General features: G+C 64.2%; 16 protein-coding genes. 7 read left to right on the forward strand and 9 right to left on the reverse strand.

The features are described from left to right. Positions 1-149: 149 nt before the first annotated feature. Positions 150-1,676, reverse strand: a complete 1,527-nt coding sequence (locus tag AC1DYC_RS10980) for an acyl--CoA ligase (protein ID WP_477406183.1) — start codon at positions 1,674-1,676, stop codon at positions 150-152. 112 nt (positions 1,677-1,788) lie between these two features. Between AC1DYC_RS10980 and AC1DYC_RS10985 the strand changes: the two genes are divergently transcribed. Further along, the gene (locus tag AC1DYC_RS10985) at positions 1,789-2,937 is read left to right on the forward strand and encodes a hypothetical protein (protein WP_477406185.1); all 1,149 of its coding nucleotides are present in this window, start codon (positions 1,789-1,791) and stop codon (positions 2,935-2,937) included. Here AC1DYC_RS10985 and AC1DYC_RS10990 read toward each other — a convergent pair. From AC1DYC_RS10990 to AC1DYC_RS11020, 7 genes are all read right to left on the reverse strand, one after another. Then, on the reverse strand, positions 2,932-3,486 hold the full coding sequence (locus AC1DYC_RS10990) for a gluconokinase (protein ID WP_477406187.1): 555 nt from the start codon (positions 3,484-3,486) through the stop codon (positions 2,932-2,934). The two genes, AC1DYC_RS10985 and AC1DYC_RS10990, sit on opposite strands and share 6 nt — an antisense overlap. Before the next feature lie 2 nt (positions 3,487-3,488). Further along, a complete protein-coding gene (locus AC1DYC_RS10995; RefSeq protein ID WP_477406189.1) occupies positions 3,489-4,475 on the reverse strand; it encodes an ABC transporter permease in 987 nt (328 codons plus the stop codon). Beyond that, on the reverse strand, positions 4,472-5,452 hold the full coding sequence (locus AC1DYC_RS11000) for an ABC transporter permease (RefSeq protein ID WP_477301034.1): 981 nt from the start codon (positions 5,450-5,452) through the stop codon (positions 4,472-4,474). Before AC1DYC_RS11000 ends, AC1DYC_RS10995 begins: the two co-directional genes overlap by 4 nt. Beyond that, a complete protein-coding gene (locus tag AC1DYC_RS11005) occupies positions 5,449-6,996 on the reverse strand; it encodes a sugar ABC transporter ATP-binding protein (protein ID WP_477406191.1) in 1,548 nt (515 codons plus the stop codon). The genes AC1DYC_RS11000 and AC1DYC_RS11005 overlap by 4 nt, the downstream gene beginning before the upstream one ends. Positions 6,997-7,077: 81 nt before the next feature. After that, positions 7,078-8,202: a sugar ABC transporter substrate-binding protein gene (locus AC1DYC_RS11010; protein WP_477301030.1), complete on the reverse strand. Its 1,125-nt coding sequence runs from the start codon at positions 8,200-8,202 to the stop codon at positions 7,078-7,080. 307 nt (positions 8,203-8,509) lie between these two features. Further along, a complete protein-coding gene (gntR, locus tag AC1DYC_RS11015; RefSeq protein ID WP_477301028.1) occupies positions 8,510-9,538 on the reverse strand; it encodes an HTH-type transcriptional regulator GntR in 1,029 nt (342 codons plus the stop codon). Positions 9,539-9,692: 154 nt separating this feature from the next. After that, positions 9,693-10,865 (reverse strand): MFS transporter, encoded by a 1,173-nt coding sequence (locus AC1DYC_RS11020; protein ID WP_477408249.1) that lies wholly within the window; start codon positions 10,863-10,865, stop codon positions 9,693-9,695. A 265-nt stretch (positions 10,866-11,130) separates the two neighbouring features. Between AC1DYC_RS11020 and iolE the strand changes: the two genes are divergently transcribed. The 6 genes from iolE to AC1DYC_RS11050 all read left to right on the forward strand — a co-directional run bounded on the left by iolE (position 11,131) and on the right by AC1DYC_RS11050 (position 15,192). Further along, positions 11,131-12,042 (forward strand): myo-inosose-2 dehydratase, encoded by a 912-nt coding sequence (gene iolE, locus AC1DYC_RS11025; RefSeq protein WP_477406193.1) that lies wholly within the window; start codon positions 11,131-11,133, stop codon positions 12,040-12,042. A gap of 213 nt (positions 12,043-12,255) precedes the next feature. Then, positions 12,256-12,462: a LacI family DNA-binding transcriptional regulator gene (locus tag AC1DYC_RS11030; RefSeq protein WP_454585280.1), complete on the forward strand. Its 207-nt coding sequence runs from the start codon at positions 12,256-12,258 to the stop codon at positions 12,460-12,462. 2 nt (positions 12,463-12,464) lie between these two features. After that, positions 12,465-13,931, forward strand: a complete 1,467-nt coding sequence (gene mocR / locus AC1DYC_RS11035; RefSeq protein WP_477406195.1) for a rhizopine catabolism transcriptional regulator MocR — start codon at positions 12,465-12,467, stop codon at positions 13,929-13,931. Positions 13,932-14,085: 154 nt separating this feature from the next. Next, complete coding sequence (locus AC1DYC_RS11040; protein WP_477406197.1) at positions 14,086-14,316, forward strand: YgaP family membrane protein; 231 nt, start codon at positions 14,086-14,088, stop codon at positions 14,314-14,316. 9 nt (positions 14,317-14,325) lie between these two features. Then, on the forward strand, positions 14,326-14,862 hold the full coding sequence (locus tag AC1DYC_RS11045; RefSeq protein WP_477406199.1) for an RNA polymerase sigma factor: 537 nt from the start codon (positions 14,326-14,328) through the stop codon (positions 14,860-14,862). 33 nt (positions 14,863-14,895) lie between these two features. After that, positions 14,896-15,192 carry a hypothetical protein gene (locus tag AC1DYC_RS11050; protein WP_477406201.1) on the forward strand — a complete coding sequence of 99 codons (297 nt, stop codon included), beginning with the start codon at positions 14,896-14,898 and terminating at the stop codon, positions 15,190-15,192. A gap of 35 nt (positions 15,193-15,227) precedes the next feature. Here AC1DYC_RS11050 and AC1DYC_RS11055 read toward each other — a convergent pair whose 3' ends face one another. Beyond that, positions 15,228-16,469, reverse strand: coding sequence for a DegT/DnrJ/EryC1/StrS family aminotransferase (locus AC1DYC_RS11055; protein ID WP_477406203.1), 1,242 nt, complete (start codon positions 16,467-16,469; stop codon positions 15,228-15,230). Between the last annotated feature and the right edge of the window lie 253 nt (positions 16,470-16,722).

The raw sequence follows: 16,722 nt of genomic DNA on the forward strand, positions 1-16,722 counted from the left end.
ACGAAGGTATATTACACTACAAATATTGGAGGGTATATTCGATCCGAAAGTAAATTTATCGTGCGAATCGCCAAGCGGCAGTCGCCTCCCGAAATTGGCAAGACGATAACTGTGGAATAGCGGTCGAACCGACTTCGGCTCGACAGGGCTCAGACCAGGCCGAGCCTGCCGGCTAGCCCGACCCGCTGGATCTTGCCGGTCGGTCCCTTGGGGATTTCCTGCAGAAACAGGATGTGGCGCGGCACCTTGAACTCGACGATGCGGCTGCGCGCGAAATCGCGGATATCATCGGCATCGGCGGTGGCGCCCTCGGCCAGCACGATTGCGGCCCCCACCTCTTCGCCCAGCATGGCGTGCGGCACGGCGAAGGTCACCGCTTGCGCCACCAGCGGATGATCGAGCAGCACATTGTCGACCTCGAGCGGCGAGATTTTTTCGCCACCGCGATTGATGATCTCTTTCAGCCGCCCGGTGATCTTGAGGTCGCCATCGCCGTCGATCAGTCCCTGGTCGCCGGTGCGGAACCAGCCATCGGTGAAGGCAACTTCATTGGCCGCCGGATTGTTGAGATAGCCGTCATGGATGTTGGCGCCGCGCACCGCGATCTCGCCCTTTTCGCCAGCCGGCAGGATTGTCCCCTTGTCGTCCAGGATCGTTACCTCTGGACCGGCCGGCGGGCCGACCGAGCCAGGCTTGCGCCGCGCCGGCGGCAGCCCATTGGACGTCATCTGGTGCGCCGCCTCGGTCATGCCATAGGCCTCGACCACCGGACAGCCGAAGACGCGCTCGAGGTCGCGGAACACGGCATCGGGAAGTGCGGCCGAAGACGAGCGGATGAAGCGAAGCCGCGCCGCCGCGATCGTCTCGCCATTGCGCGCGGCGCGCGCCAGGATCGCCTGATGCATGGTCGGCACCGCGCTGTACCAGCTCGGCCGGAAGTCGCCCAGCCAGCCGTAGAATTTCAGCGCGTTGAAGTCCGGCGTGCAGACAACCGCACCGCCGACTGCCAGCTGCGCGCTGAGCGCCGCCATCAACCCGTGAATGTGAAACAGCGGCATCACATTGAGACAAACATCGTCCGCCGACAGCGCAAGGGTACGGGCGATGTTGGCCATCGATGCCTTGAGATTGCGCTGCCGCAAGCCGACGATCTTCGGCCGCGCCGTGGTTCCCGACGTGTGCAGGACCAGCACGAAATCGTCGGGTCCGTTGAGCTGTGCGTCACCAGCAGCCGCCAGTTCGGCCTCGCCCGACAGGACAAATTCGCCGGCCTTGGCGCCCTCGGTCACGACGACATCGAGCACCGCAATGCCGAGCCCCTCTGCGGCGTTGCGCGCGGCTTCACCCATGCCTTGCCCGCACAGCAGAAGCTTCACGTCGAGATCGCCGAGATAGAAGCGGAATTCGTCTTCGCCGTAAGCCGGATTGAGCGGCGCCGCCGTCGCCAGCGCCGAGACCGCCAGGAAACAGCTCGCCATTTCCGGGCCGTTGGGCAGGACGATGCCGACGGCCGTGCCGCGGCGAACACCACGCCTGGCGAGATCGCCGCAGAGTTGGTCGACAAGGTCAGCGAGGCCGGCAAAGCTGAGCGGAGCCCGGTCCGGCGCCATCAGCGCCACCGCAGCCGGCTGCCAGGGCGCCAGTTGCGGAAGTGCTACCGATAGGGCCTGTTGCAAGTTCGAACCCTGAATGGCGTTCACCATGGCCTGCCGGCGCCGATTGCGCGCCCGTGGCAGACGCAGTAAAGCGATTTTCGGATGCGCGCAAGAACAGGTGGACACCGATCGGATGAGGCTGCCGTGGTTGGGAAAATCCCGGAAAGCCGACCGGACACCATCGTCCGCCGTCATTTACCATACTGAAATCATCGCCGATTTGCTGGTGCCCGAACGCGCCGAGCATGTGCGCTTCTTCAGCCGCAAGCTGGTTCGCCCCGGCAAGTTGCGTACCTTCAACAACAGGGATTTTCGCGAGCTGCTGCTGGCCGCCTTCTATCTCGGCGTCGCGGCAGTGCTGCCGATCAGCTGGTGGACCGCGATCTGCAGCCGCGTATCGGGGCTGCGCCTCAAGCGCCATACCCGCAAGGATTTCGTGCGCTACGCCGCCGCGACCCGCGCGGTGCTCGGCAACGGCATCGATGCGCGAAAGCAGTTCAGGGCCTTGCTCTACGCCAACCACCGCCGGCGTTTGCTGCTTGCCGCGCATCTCGTTCACCGCCGCTGGTCACCCGATATCCGGCTGGAGGGCCTGGAGGGCCTGCAAACAGCGTTGAAGCGCGGCCATGGCGCCATCATCTGGTGCGATCAGTTCACGGCCCAGACCATCATGGGCAAACGCGCGCTCTATGAAGCCGGCATCGAGGCGCACCAGCTCAGTGTCAGCGCTCACGGCATATCCGACTCGACCTTCGGCTTGCGCTTCCTGAACCCGCCAATCGTCCGGGTCGAGAATCGTTTTCTGAAAAGCCGGATCGTGTTCGATCGCGGCGACGCCTACCAGGTCACCGGCCGAATCCAGAAGATCCTTGGCAACAACGGCGTCGTGCTGGTGACCAACACCGTGCATGCCGGTTCGACATTCACCGAAGTCGGCATTGGCGAGCGCGGCTGGACCCACCTCGCCTCGGCGCCGACGAATTTCGCTGCCAGAGGCAAGGCGGCGCTGTTTTCCATGTCGACCTTCGAGACCGATCCGTTCCGCCAGTACCGCGCCATCCTGAGTCCCGAACTGGTGCCGGCCCTGACGGCAACCGGCGAGCCCACGACCAGAGCCGGCGGCGCCAAGAACATGACGTTGCAGGCCGAGTACATTCTGCTCAAGCGTGACCGCCTGCTGGAGGCGCTGCAACTCTATCCCGAGCAAATGATGGTCTGGTCCGGCGCCGACCGGTTCACCGAACGGCCGGAAAACGCCTTGCCCGACGACGGTGGTTCATGATTTGGCGTTGGCCAGCAGGCTGGCAACGGCGGTGACGATGTCGGCGACCGGAAGCTTGGCGTCGACCGTCAGCGCCTGCTCGTCGGCGCCAGGCGGCTCGAGGATGGCGAACTGGCTTTCGACCAGGCTTGCCGGCATGAAATGCCCCTTGCGGGCGGCGACGCGCCGCTTGGCGGTGGCAGGATCGATCTCCAGATAGACGAACACGATATCCCGGCGAAAGCCGCGCAGACGTTCGCGATAGCTGCGCTTCAGCGCCGAACAGGCGGCGACCACGCTTTGGCCGCTGCCGGTCAAATCCGCGATCCGCTCGCCAATGGCATCGAGCCAGCCTTCGCGAAGCTGATCGGTGAGCGGCTCGCCGCTCGCCATGCGGGCGACGTTTTCGGGCGGGTGCAGCCTGTCGCCTTCGACAAACACGGCCCCTTCCACTGCTGCCAGCGCCGTGCCGACGGCCGACTTGCCGCAGCCGGCGACGCCCATCACCACGATGGCCCGAGGCACTGATCCGGGAGCGCCCGTTGGCGCCTGTGCCGTCTTTTCGTCCACGGTCAGCGGCTTGCCGGCGCGCGGCCGTAGAGCAGGAGCATGGCGACGATGACGACACCATAGATGATCTGCCGGCCGGCCTCGGGCATCTGCATGACCGACAGGATGGATTGCAGCAGCGTGATCAGGATGACGCCGGCAACGGTGCCGAGATAGGAGCCGCGGCCGCCGAGGATCGAGGTGCCGCCAAGCACCACGGCGGCGATCGACGGCAGGAGATAGGCGTCACCCATCGACTGCGCCGCCTTGGAAGCATAGCCGGCCAGAAGCACCCCGCCAAAGGCCGAGAGGCCGCCCGATATGGCGAAGGCGATCATCACCACGCGCCTTGTGTCGATGCCGGAGAGATAGGCGGCACGCTCGCGGTTGCCGATGCCGTAGACGCTGCGGCCGAAGCTGGTGCGGGTCAGCACGAACACCATCGCGGCACCGATCAGCGCCCAGATGATGACGGCGTTGGGAACGCCCGGAATGGTAAAACCTGTCGCGAGATAACGCATGGCGCCGGTGGCCGAATCCTGTGGCGAGAAGCCACCGGTATAGACGACCATGAGCCCTTGCGCGACGGCGTTGGTGGCGAGTGTGATGATCATCGAGGGAATGCGCAGATAGGCGACGCCGATGCCGTTGACGATGCCGATCAGCACCCCGCAAAAGATGCCGAACGGAATGGCCAGCGCCACACCGATCGGGCCATAGGCCGCGGCCGCGGCCGCCATCATGGCGCCGACCGCCACCGACCACGGCACCGACAGATCGATCTGGCCGAGCAGGATGACCAGCATCATGCCAGTGGCGATGACACCAAGGAACGACGCCACCTTGAGCTGCTGCAAGAGATATTCAGGCGACAGGAAGCTGCGCGAATAGAGGCTGCCGAGAAACAGCAAGAGCACGATGCAGGCAAACGCGGTGAGCACCGCCGGATCGGCGCGGCGAATGAATTTGGGCATACGGTTGGCGATGCCGCTCATCGTCGTCTCGCTCACAGGAACCACTCCAGCCGGTTGCGGACCCGAAACAGGGCGAAGGCGCCAAGGCTGACCGCGATCAGCAGGATAACGCCCTGGAACAGCGGCTGCCACAGCGGATCGAAATCGAAAACGAACAAAAGGTCGCCGATAGTGCGGAAGGCAAGCGCGCCGAAGATCGCGCCGATCGCGCTGCCTTTGCCGCCGAACAGCGAAACGCCACCCAGCACGACTGCGGCGATCGAGAACAGCGTATAGGCGTTACCGCTGGCATAGGCCGCATCGCCCGTATAGGTGAAGAAGGTCAGGAACAGGCCGCCGATCGCCGCCAGCAGCCCGGCAAGCGCGTAGGCGGCGAACTTGCCGCGCCGGATCGGCACGCCGGACATGTAGGCCGCCGTCTCGGATGAGCCCGCCGCGTAGGCGGCACGGCCAAGCACCGAACGGCTGAACGGCACCCAGACGATCAGCACCACGGCGAGCAGCGTGACCAGGCTTGCCGGCACCACGCCGAACAGGCGTCCGGTGAGCGCATCGGCCAGATCCTCGTTGACCGAGCCGCCCGGGAACGGCCTGAGCAGCAGTGCGATGCCGAAATAGACGGCACCCGTGGCGATGGTGGCAACGATCGGCTGCAGTCGGCCGTAAATGACGATGGCGCCATTGATCGCCCCGCACAAGAGCCCGGTGCCGAGCACGGCGATGACGCCGAAGGCGGTCTCGAGGCCGGTGCCGATGACCAGCCAGGAGGCGAGGCAATTGGTCAGCGTGAAGATCATGCCGACGGAAAGGTCGATGCCGGCGGTGATCACCACCAGCGTCTGGGCCATGGCGACGAAGGCGAGCAGCACGCCCTTGTTGGAGGCCGTCTGCACGACATTGGCGGTAAACCCTGCCGGATGGTTTGCGGTGTAGATCGCGAACATGAGGATGAAGATGGCGAACGCCAGCAGCGTTCCGCGTTGTTCGGCAAGCCAGTAGCGCCAATCCTTCACGCGTCCGCTCCGTGCCTTGGGGTGGCGTCGCCGCCATGGATGTTGAGCGCGCTGGCGATCAGCGCCCGTTCGGTGAGCTCGGCGCCGACCAGCTCTCGCTTGACCGCGCCGTCATAGAGAACTAGCACCCGGTCGCAGCAGCCGATCAGCTCGTCATAGTCGGTCGAGTAGAACAGGATCGCGGCACCCGCGTCCGCAAGCTTGCGCATCAGTTGATACAGCTCCTGCTTTGTGCCGACATCGATGCCGCGCGTCGGGTCGTTGAGCAGGATGATGCGCGGCTGGCGCATCAGCCATTTGGCGATGACCACCTTCTGCTGGTTGCCGCCCGACAGCGCGCCGACCGGAATGTCGAGACCGGCCGTCTTGATTGCCAGCAGCCCCACCATGTCGTCGATCAGCCGCTGTTCGGCGGCGCGGTCGATGATGCCGCCTTTGGACAGCCGGTCGAGCGCCGCGAAGGACAGGTTTTCGCGCACGGTCATCGGCAGCATCAACCCTTCCGTCTTGCGATCCTCGGGGATCAGCGCCATGCCGATCCGGTCGTCGCGCGCCGCGGCCGGGCTGGCGATCGCCACCGGCTTGCCATCGATCAGGATCTCTCCGGAGAGACCGCGCAGCACGCCGAAGAAGGCAAGCAGCAACTCGCGCTGCCCCTGGCCGTCGAGGCCGCCAAGGCCCACCACCTCGCCGGCCGCGACGGTCAGCGAGACATTGTCCAGCCGGTCTGTCCACGACAGGTTGCGCGCTTCGAGCACCGGGGCAGCGGCAGCCGGCAGACGCACTGGCTTGGGCGGAAAAATATGGCTGTATTCTCGCCCGATCATCAGCTCGACGACCTCATTGTCGCTCTTGGAACCGGCGGCATAGCTGGCGACATTGCGGCCGTTGCGAAACACCGTGCACTGGTCGGCGAGTTCCGCGATCTCGTTCATCCGGTGCGAGATGTAGAGCAGCGCCAGCCCTTCCCCACGCAACCGTTTCAGCACCGCGAAGATCTTGGCGACATCGGCGGCAGCCAGCGCTGACGTCGCCTCGTCGAGGATCAGGATGCGCGGCTTCCTGGCCAATGCCTTGGCGATCTCGACCATCTGCCGTCTTGAGAGGGGAAGATCCTTGACCAGCGCCAGCGGATGGATGTCGGCCGCACCCGCGCGTGCCAGCGCCTCTTCGGCGATGCGGCGCTGCGCCTTGCGGTCGATCATCCCGAACCGGGTCGGCGGATCGGAAATGACGATGTTGTCGGCGACGCTGAGTTCGGGGACCAGCGACAGTTCCTGGAAGATGCAGACGATGCCGGCCTGGTTGGCCGCGGCCGGCGAGGCAAAGCTGACCTCACGCCCGTCCAGCGTCATCGTGCCCTCGTCGGGCGCCACCACGCCGGCCATGACCTTGATCAGCGTCGATTTGCCGGCGCCGTTTTCGCCGAGGATGGCGTGGATGCTGCCTGATGTAACCGAAAGTTCGGCCTTCTCCAGCGCACGCACGCCGCCATAGCGCTTGGAAATGCCTTCCATGCGAAAGAGTGGAGCCGCACCGTCCATCAGCCCTCCGGAGCAGTTTTATGGATTGAGATGGCAAGTGGCTCGGCGCCGCGGAGCATCGCGCGGCGCCGAATGTGCAGCCTATTGGTCGGCCTTCGTCTGGCCCATGATTTCCTGCGCGGTGAAATTGATGCCGCAGGTCGGGAAGGAATTGCCGACGAAGAAATTGTCGGACTGGTCGGGGAAGTAGTCCTGGCCTTCCTTGAAGTTCGGATCCTCGACGATGGCGAGCGGCAGCTTGACCGATTGCGGTACGACCTGCCCCTCGAGTGCGGCAATCGCCGTCTTGATAGCGACCGCGACCTGGGCAGGGCCGGTGCCGGCCGAGGAGCATTTCAGGCCGTCCGCCGCGTGCGCCGCGCAGAATTTGCGGAAGCCGTTTTCGGTTTCGCCGCCAAACGGCACGAACGCATGCTTGGCGTCGATCATCGCCTGAACGATGCCGGTGTCGCCGCCCTGGCCGGTGATGCCGACGAACGGACCATTGGTGGCGATCGCGTCAGCCGTGACCTTCTGCGCTGTCGGATCATCCCACTTGCCGGCGACTTCGGTGACCTCCCATTTCTTGCCCGAGGCGTCGAAGGCCTCATGGATGCCGTTGTGGCGGTCGGTATCGACCGACGTGCCGGCAACGCCGCGCACTTCAAGTATCTTGCCGCCATCCGGAATATGGTCGATCAGCCATTTGCCCCACAGCGTGCCAAGACCCTTCTGGTCCACATTGACGTTGATGGCGTCCTTGGTGTCGAGGATGTTGTCGAAGGCGACCAGCACGACGCCGGCTTCCTTGGCGCGCTTGATGACCGGCCCGAAGGCGGTCGGATTCTGCGCGTTGACGACGATGGCGTCAAAACCGGAATCGATGAAGTTGTTGATCGCCGAGATTTGCGCCGGCACATCCTCGCCGGTCGATACGACCTTGAATTCCTTCAACTTTGCCGCGACGTCCTTCTGCGCAGCGTAGGCCTTGGCCGTCTGGATCATCTGGATTCGCCAAGTGTTGGCAATATAGCCGTTGGCGAGCGCGATGCGGTATGGGCCATCTTTCTTGGGGAACTTGAAGAACTGCGTGTCGGCCGCCCACGGCGCGAAGCAGTCGGGCTCGGCCGCTGGTCCCTTGACGACTTCAGGGTCGGCCATCGCCGACGAACTCAACATGACGAATGCAGTGGCGGCAACGATGCCGCCAACGAATGACTTGATCATCGATATTCCTCCCGTTTGCAGTGCTGCTTGATGCTGTTTGTCGTGGCGATTTCCACGCCTGGCGAAGCCCCTCCAGGCTTGCCGGCGGCACGTCTCAAGGGCCCGAAGCCGGCCCGATCCCCTCCCCCTCGCCGCTTCATGGGCGAGACACTCAACCTAGCATATTATACATAATAAACAAGCATGAGCTGTTGCTTATGTATAATAAACAGGCTCGGCTTTCCGCCAAAACGCCTGTTCAACGAAAATGGTAGCGCTACCATGACGTTGTGTAAAGCACCATTTGCTGAGGCCTCGAATGCTGGTTTCAGCGTGCCGTGCTCTCGCGGGGTTTGAGCTCGAAACCGAGATCGACGACCCGCTGCTCGGGCCTCCGCCCGGCGATCGCCGCCAGCGCCATGGCAACAGACCGGCGGCCGATTTCATAGCGAGGGGTGCGGATGCTTGTGAGCGGCGGGAACGCCGCCTGCATCATCTCAAGATCGTTGAAGCCGACAATGCCGATTGTCTTCGGCACGTCGAGTGCGGCGCTATGGCATTCGAAGAGAACGCCGAGCGCGATATCGTCATTGTTGCAGAAAACACCGTCGAGCGCCGGCATCTTGGCCAGCGCATCGCGAAGCAGCTCGCGGCCGAGCGTCACGCTGGACAACAGCGGCGTGGTGGTGATCAGCCGCGGGTCGAACAGGCCGGCCTTCTCCATTGCCGCGCGATAGCCGGCAAGACGCCGCTGCGAGCGCGGATCCATGCGCGCGCCGATGAAGCCGATCCGCCGGTAGCCCGCCTCGATCAGATGCTCGGTCGCAGTCCTGCCGCCGTCGAAATGCGAGAAGCCGACCAGCATGTCGACCGGGTCGGGCCCGGTCTCCATCACCTGCACCACCGGGCAGCCTGCGCTCTCCAGCAGTTTTCGCGACGTCGGCGTCTGGTCGATGCCGGCCACGATCAGCGCCGCCGGGCGCTGCGGTGCGAACACCTGCAGCAGCCGCTCCTCCTCGAGGCCGGAATAATGGGTGTTGCCGAGCTGGACGCGGAACGGGCCGTCCGACAGGCTGTCGTAGATGCCGCGCACCACTTCGGCAAAGACGTTGTTGGTGAGCGACGGCACCAGCACGCCGAACACATCGGCGCGCGCCGAGGCCAGCGCCCGCGCATTGGGGTCCGGCACATAGCCGAGCTCGTCGACCGCGGCCTGGATCTGGCGCCGCAAATCCTGGCTGACGCGGTCGGGTTCGCGCAGCGCCCGCGACACGGTGATGGCGCCGACGCCGGCCTTGCGCGCGACATCGGCGATGGTCGGGCGCCCGCCACCGCGGCGCGAGCGCGGCTTGGTCACGGCCCCGCCCCTTGCGTCGCGCGCGATTGCGGCTTCGTCGTCTCTGTCGCCATGTTTGTCCGGCTTCCCCCACCTACGCCATGCCAGCTTGGCGTCGCGCAGCAACTGGCGATTGTCAAGCCGACGGCGGGCTGCGACCTCGCCGGCTGAAGCCTCAGGCCGTAACCATGGCCGGGCGCCCGGCCCTCCACATCAGCAGAAGGATGGCCACCACGTTGACCAGGTTCCATGCGATGCCATTGAGGAAGGCCGCAGCGTAGGAGCCAGTCAGGTCGTAGATCCAGCCCGACATCCAGCCACCGATCGCCATGCCGAAGATGGTCGCCATCATGACGATGCCGATCCGCTGGCCGGCCTCCTTGGCCGGCAGGTATTCGCGCACGATGATGGCATAGCAGGGCACGATACCGCCTTGCGACAGCCCGAACACCAGCGACACGACATAGAGCGAGGCGAGCCCGTCGAACGGGATGTAGAACAGCAGCGACAGGCATTGCAGCACCGAGCCGATAAGCAGCGTCTTCACGCCGCCGATGCGGTCGGCGATAAAGCCGGAGGCGAGCCGGCTGACGACGCCCGCCGCCATCATGATCGAAAGCATGTCGGCGCCATGCGCGATGCCGTAGCCAAGATCCATGCAATAGGCGACGATGTGCACTTGCGGCATCGACATTGCGACGCAGCAGCCGAGGCCGGCGATGACCAAAAGCACCTGCAGCGCCGCCGGCGAGATTGAAATCGGCTGTACAGGCCGGCTTCCCGGCGAGCCGGCCGCTGCCGCGTCCGGAGCGCGGCGCCGCAGCAGCAGCACCAGCGGTATCATGGTGACCAGACAGAAGATGCCGATGGCGGCATAGGTGAAGCGCCAGCCTTCCGCCTTGATCAGCGTCGGCATGATGGTTGGCCACAGCGCTCCGGCGAGGTAGTTGCCCGCGGCCGCCGCCGTGACGGCAACGCCGCGCCGACGATTGAACCAGTGCGAGATATCGGCGATCAGCGGCCCGAAGATCACCGATGAGCCAAGCCCGATCAGCACCCCCTGGGCAAGGGTGAATTGCAGGATCGACGTCGACACCGCCGCAAGCAGCAGTCCGGCGGCGAGTGCGACCGACGAGATCAGCGCCGGGATCCAATAGCCCATGCGATCGATGGCGCGGCCGACCAGCACATTGCCCGCGGCAAAGCCCACCATGGTTGCGGTGTAAGGCATCGACGCCGCCGCGCGGTCAACGCCGAACTCGGCCTGCACGGCCGGCAGCACCACGACGACCGCCCACATGCCGACAGCGCCGATCGTCGCCAGCAGCATCGAGATGGCAAGCCGCATCCAGGCATAGGAGCTGTCGATGCCGGGGTTGCTCGCCGGATTGGCGACGATGGGGGTCAAGGCGTTTCCTGTGCGCGGTTCCGAGAAGTCGACCACCGCCACTATCGGCGCATTCGCGGCGACGGGCAGCGCCACAGCGCCCCGATCCGTGGCTCCAGCGATTGGTTCTACCAAACTCGCATCAACTGGACCTAGTGACAGGTCCTCTTTCCCTCCAGTTTGCCAGCCTCGGCATTGTGTTTCCCCAAGCCTGCAAAGTGGCGGCATGACGGTCAAGATCGGCATCAATCCCATCACCTGGAGCAATGACGATGTTCCCGAACTCGGCGGCGACACGCCGCTCGAGACCTGCCTGTTGGAAACCAAGCAGGCCGGCTATCGCGGCACCGAGCTCGGCGGAAAATTCCCCAGGCGGAGCGACGAGCTTGGAGCGATCCTCTCGTCCTATGGGCTGGAGCTCGTTTCCGGCTGGTATGACGGCCGCATTCTCGACCGCACGGTCGACGAGGAATTCGCCGCCATCACCCCGCATCTGACCCTGCTGCGCGACCTCGGCGCCAAGGTCGTGGTCTATGCCGATACGTCGCGCGGCCGTCATGACGGCATCTTTGCGCCGATCTCGCAGCGGCCGCGCCTCGCCGATGGCGAATGGGCCGCCTATGGCAAGAAGCTGACCGAGCTTGCCGACCGCATGGCCGCCTTCGGCGTCGGCATGGCTTTCCATCATCACATGGGCACCATCGTCGAAAGCGACGACGAGGTCGACAGGCTGATGGCAGCGACCGGCAAGAGCGTCGGCCTGCTGTTCGACACCGGCCATTGCCTGTTTTCGGGCGGCGACCCGGCCTCGCTTCTGAACCGGCATCTCGACCGCATCGTGCATTTTCATTGCAAGGACGTCCGCGCGGCCGTGCTGGAAAAGGCGCGGCGCCAGGACATGAGTTTCATGGCGGCGGTGATGGAAGGGATCTTTACGGTGCCCGGCGACGGCTCCGTCGATTTCCTGTCGCTGCTGCAGCCACTCGCCAGACGCGGCTACGAAGGCTGGATCGTCGTCGAGGCCGAACAGGATCCGGCCAAGGCGCATCCCTTCACCTACGCCACGAAGGGTTACGCTTCGCTTCTCAAGACGGCCTGTGCGGCCGGCTTCGATGTAGCGACACGAGACTTGGCCTGACCACTGCCGGGGGGCTGGTGGTTGGCCGGTTGGGCGCGCGCCTCGGTAGGGGTAGCGACGCGAAAGCGCCCGGCGATCCGCGCCGCCGTCCTCCCCTGGCGGCGCGGATCGCAGAATTCTCGGGCACCGGCTTGGTGAGGTCGGATCTTCGACCCCGGAGTTCCAGCTTGAGGCTGGCGGCAAGCCGTGCCTTGATGCAAATGGAGGACAGACATGGCATTCGAGGCGGCACTCGGCATGGAACGGCTTTGCACCATCCGTGAGATTGCGCAAAAGGCGGAGCTCGGCGCCGCAACCGTACATCGCGCGCTGAAGAACAGCCGCGAGGTCCGTGCCGAAACCAGGCGGCTGGTGCTCGAGACCGTCTGCCTTCTCAACGAAGAAAAGATCGCCCGCGCAGCCCGGTTCGTGGGAGACTAAGCTTGGGCGACCACATGCGCCTTTCCCTCGACATCATGTCGGTCGACCGCGCTTCGGACGAACCGATGCACCGGCAGATCTACGGCGCCTTGCGGCGTTTCATCCTCGACGGCCAGATCCAGCAGAACACGCTTTTGCCCTCGACCCGCTCTCTGGCCGAGGATCTCAAGGTCGGCCGCAACACGGTGATCGCCGCCTACGATCAGCTGCTCGCCGAAGGGTTTATCGAGGCGCGCGCCGGATCCGGCACCTGGGTGGCGCCGATCCAGCAGAAGCGCCCGCCGGCCTCGCTGCGCGCCGGTCTCGCCGCTCCGCAAAAGCTCTCGCGGCGCGGCCAGACCATCGTCAACGGCCCGCAGCCGCCGCGCAATGCCGGCGTCATCAACTTCCATCCCGGCGTCCCCGAGACCGCCTCGTTTCCCTTCACCATCTGGTCGAGCCTTCTGGTGCGCAATGCGCGCAGCCGTGACGAGAACCTGCTCGGCTATCTCTCCTTTGCCGGCCATCCCGGCCTGCGCCAGGCCATCGCCTCGACCATCAGCCTGTCGCGCGGCATCAACTGCACCGCCGACCAGGTCATCATCGTCACCGGCGCGCAGGCGGCGCTCGACCTCGCCTCGCGCGTGCTGATGGACGAGGGCGACCATGTCTGGATGGAGGAACCCGGCTATCTCGGCGCCAAGAGCGCCTTCCTCGCCAGCGGCGCCCAGCTTGCGCCATTGAAGGTCGACCGGCAGGGCTGGCACCTGTCCGACCCCGAACTGCCGCCGCCGCGGCTGATCTATGTGACGCCCTCCTGCCAATGGCCGTTCGGCACCATCATGCGCATCGAAGAGCGGCTGCAACTGCTCGACATTGCCGAGCGCCACGGCGCCTGGATCGTCGAGGACGATTATGACGGCGAATACCGCTACCGCGGCCGGCCGGTGCCGGCGCTGCGCGGCCTCGATCATGCCGACCGTGTCGTCTATATCGGCTCCTTCGGCAAGACGCTGATTCCGGCGCTGCGCATCGGCTACCTCATTGTACCGCGCGAATTGTCCGTGCCTTTCGACCGCGCCGTCTCCATCACCGGCCAGTTCGCGCCGCTGATCCTGCAGGCAACGGTCAACGACTTCATCACCCAGGGCTACTTCGCCACGCATCTGAAGCGCATGCGCCGGCTCTATGCGCGCCGGCAGGCCAATTTCGTCAAGCTGTGCCAGGAGCATCTGGCCGAATGGCTGGCGGTGACCGAGAACGATTCGGGCATGCAGCTGCTCGCGAGTTTTACAAGACCCTACAAGGACAGCGACGTCGTCGCCGCCGCCGTCAAGGAGGGGCTCGACGTGCAGGGCATCTCGATCAATTACCACTCCGGCGAGCCGGAACACGGCCTGCTGCTCGGCTACGCCGCCATGGACGAACGCCAGATCCTGCGCGCGGTGCTGGCCCTGCGGGCTGCGTTCGTCAGGTTGGACCGGAGCTAGTACCTCTGCACAGAACCCTCTGATGAACCGAGGGCGGGGTGACCTGGAAATGGCGCTGTTGAAATAATTATAGAACGACGCGAACCAAAACTGCATTCCCAGCCCTCTTACCTTTCGAGCGTGCCATTGCGCTTGCAGCTTTGGGGGATTTACCGTGCTTTATGTCAAGAATGTACCTGGATGGGAACGCGCGGTTCGTATCGTTGCCGGTTTGGCCATGATCGCGTGCGGCTTGCTGGGCTTAAGTGGGCTTATGATCGGCTATGCGATTGCCGGCGTCGGCGTCAGCACACTGCTCACCGGCTTTATCGGTTTTTGTCCCATGTGTGCCATGGCGGGCCGCCGCTTGGATGCCGCGAACCGCCACCTCGACACTGCGAAGTAGGACACCCGCATGTACACGCCGAAGTATGACCTGGCTCTGGTTGACGACGCGCGCAATGGCGACAAGCAAGCCATCTTGGCTTTGCTGGACCTCGCACAGCGAGACATCCGGCGCTATGCGCGGCGCAGCTGCAGCGCTTCCGACGACGTTGACGACGTGGTGCAGGAGACATTGTGGCTACTGTACCGCCGGGTCGGAACGCTGCGCGCACTGGGCTCGATATCGGGCTGGCTGCTGGCCGTGGTACGCCGCGAATGTTTGCGCATGGCAATGCGCGCGATGGGAAAGCCGGACAATCTGGACGACGCGTTGCTGAATCCGGCCAACGTGGACCGCCTGGCCCATTTGTCGCTGGACGAACTCCGGCTTGACCTTTCACGCGCGATCCAATCCCTGCCCGAACACTACCGCGAGGTGATCATACTTCGCGATATCGAAGAGATGACGATCGACGAGGTCGCCGCTTCACTGAACCTCACCCGCGAGAGCATCAAGGGTCGACTGCACCGGGGCCGGGCCCTGCTACGTGAATACCTCTTGGATTGATTGAACCACTATGAATTGGCGAGGTAAATTTCTATGAACCCCATAAACCTGTCATCTACCGCCTCGCCCAAGACAATGTTCGCCAGCAATGGTCTTGTCGAACATCTGGTCCGCGGTATTGTCGGCATCAGCGCTTTGAGTTACGCGATATCGATCTCTGTGCCACATCCATTTTGTTCGCTGGCCCTGGCTGGCGTGTCGATGGTGGCTTTTCGTGGTTGCCCCATTTGCTGGACGATCGGTCTCGTCGAGACAACCTACCGTAAGTTCAAACGCCACCATGCCGCACCGCGAATGACCATCAGTAGCGATACGGCCAAAGAGTCATAATCACTGTGCAGAGATCACTGTGCAGAGCTAATAGTTCACACACTGTCGAATTTCTGCAGATCGACCGGCGCCGCCTTGCGCACGTCGACATCGTCCAGCGAGGCGTTTTCCAGTGCCACCCGCGCGGCCGCGTCGATGTTGTGGATCATGTCGTCGATCTCGGCATCGCCATGCGCCGGGTTCATTGCCACCATCACCGTGCGGTTGAGGATGTCCAGCGACCCCTTGCCGAGATCGTCGGCATAGGTGAGCCGCAGCCCTTTGTTCTCCGGCAGTGTGTAAGGATTGAGTGCCGGGTGATGCGCGCCCTCATGCATCAGCACCTGATCCCATTGGGTGAAATTGTGGCGGCCGGTCTTGCCGGCAATGACGCTCGGAATGGTCTTCGAAAACGTCTGCGCCGCCTGTTCGCTGGGCAGCAGATACATCACCTGCGCCGCACAATCGTCATCGGGACTGTTCATCGGCGACGGCGTCAGGCCGAGATTGCCGAGATGGCGCGTGCCGGCGAGCACCTTCTTCTTCTCCGCCCGCATCGCCTCGATGATGCCGTCGAGACGATCGAGCTGGACATTGAGCATCGCCCCCATCAGTTCCGAGGCCCGCGCGCCGATGCCGGCGAACGGCTTGATGCTGTCATTGCGGCCCTGCCAGTAGAAATGGCAGGGGTCGATGGCGCAGCGCGCCCGCTCCGCCACCTTCGGATCGCTGGTGGCGATGCCGCCGCCCTCGCCCGACGTCATGTTCTTGAAGTAGTTGAAGGAGTAGGCGCCGGCATGGCCGATCGAGCCGAGCTTCCTGCCCTCATAGCCGCCGCCAATGCCTTGGCAGACATCTTCCAGCACCATGAGCCCGCGTTTTTTGGCGATATCCATGATCGCGTTCATGTTGCAGGCGGCACCCCACATATGCACCGGGATGACCGCCTTGGTGCGCGGGCCGATGGCATCGCGCAAGGCTGCCGGATCGATGGTCAGGCTCTCGTCGATATCGACAATGACCGGAATGGCGCCGACGGACAGCACCGCGGTAGCGGTCGCCATGTAGGTATGCGCCGGAACGAGCACCTCGTCGCCCGGCCCGATGCCGAGCCCGATCAGGCCGGCGGCGAGCCCATAGGTGCCGCTGGCGGCCAACGCGAAATGCTCGACGCCGAGATGCCTGGCATAGCGGGCCTCGAAGCGGTCGCATTCGCTGTTGTCGCCATAGCGGAACAGCGCGCCGGAGCGGATGACCCTGGCAATGGCTTCGATCTCTTCTTCGCCGGCAGTGTACATGACAGCTCTCCACATCGCTTGATGGTGTGACAGCTCTACGCCTGCCGGTGCTGTTTGAAAGAACCACTCCGCCGCGATCGGACCAAGCCATCCGGTTTGCGCGAGCACCGTGTTTGATCTCGAAGATGGGCATCACGGATGAAATCGGCATTCCAAGGTGGGTCCACGGAAAATTGTACCCATCCGAATTCGTTGAAGTGGCCCTGTCGGAAGACCGGCTTTGGGCGTTCCATCGCGTCCAGTTGGGCAAACG

Source organism: Mesorhizobium sp. P2_E7, assembly GCF_056403855.1.

What these genes read in the sequence shown, in the direction of transcription:
- AC1DYC_RS10985 (WP_477406185.1), top strand. Translation starts at nt 1,789, where the DNA reads ATGAGGCTGCCGTGGTTGGGAAAATCCCGGAAAGCCGACCGGACACCA.
- iolE (WP_477406193.1), top strand. Translation starts at nt 11,131, where the DNA reads ATGACGGTCAAGATCGGCATCAATCCCATCACCTGGAGCAATGACGAT.
- AC1DYC_RS11050 (WP_477406201.1), top strand. Translation starts at nt 14,896, where the DNA reads ATGAACCCCATAAACCTGTCATCTACCGCCTCGCCCAAGACAATGTTC.
- AC1DYC_RS11045 (WP_477406199.1), top strand. Translation starts at nt 14,326, where the DNA reads ATGTACACGCCGAAGTATGACCTGGCTCTGGTTGACGACGCGCGCAAT.
- AC1DYC_RS11020 (WP_477408249.1), bottom strand. Translation starts at nt 10,865, where the DNA reads ATGCGGCTTGCCATCTCGATGCTGCTGGCGACGATCGGCGCTGTCGGC.
- AC1DYC_RS11010 (WP_477301030.1), bottom strand. Translation starts at nt 8,202, where the DNA reads ATGATCAAGTCATTCGTTGGCGGCATCGTTGCCGCCACTGCATTCGTC.
- AC1DYC_RS11055 (WP_477406203.1), bottom strand. Translation starts at nt 16,469, where the DNA reads ATGTACACTGCCGGCGAAGAAGAGATCGAAGCCATTGCCAGGGTCATC.
- AC1DYC_RS11030 (WP_454585280.1), top strand. Translation starts at nt 12,256, where the DNA reads ATGGCATTCGAGGCGGCACTCGGCATGGAACGGCTTTGCACCATCCGT.
- AC1DYC_RS11005 (WP_477406191.1), bottom strand. Translation starts at nt 6,996, where the DNA reads ATGGACGGTGCGGCTCCACTCTTTCGCATGGAAGGCATTTCCAAGCGC.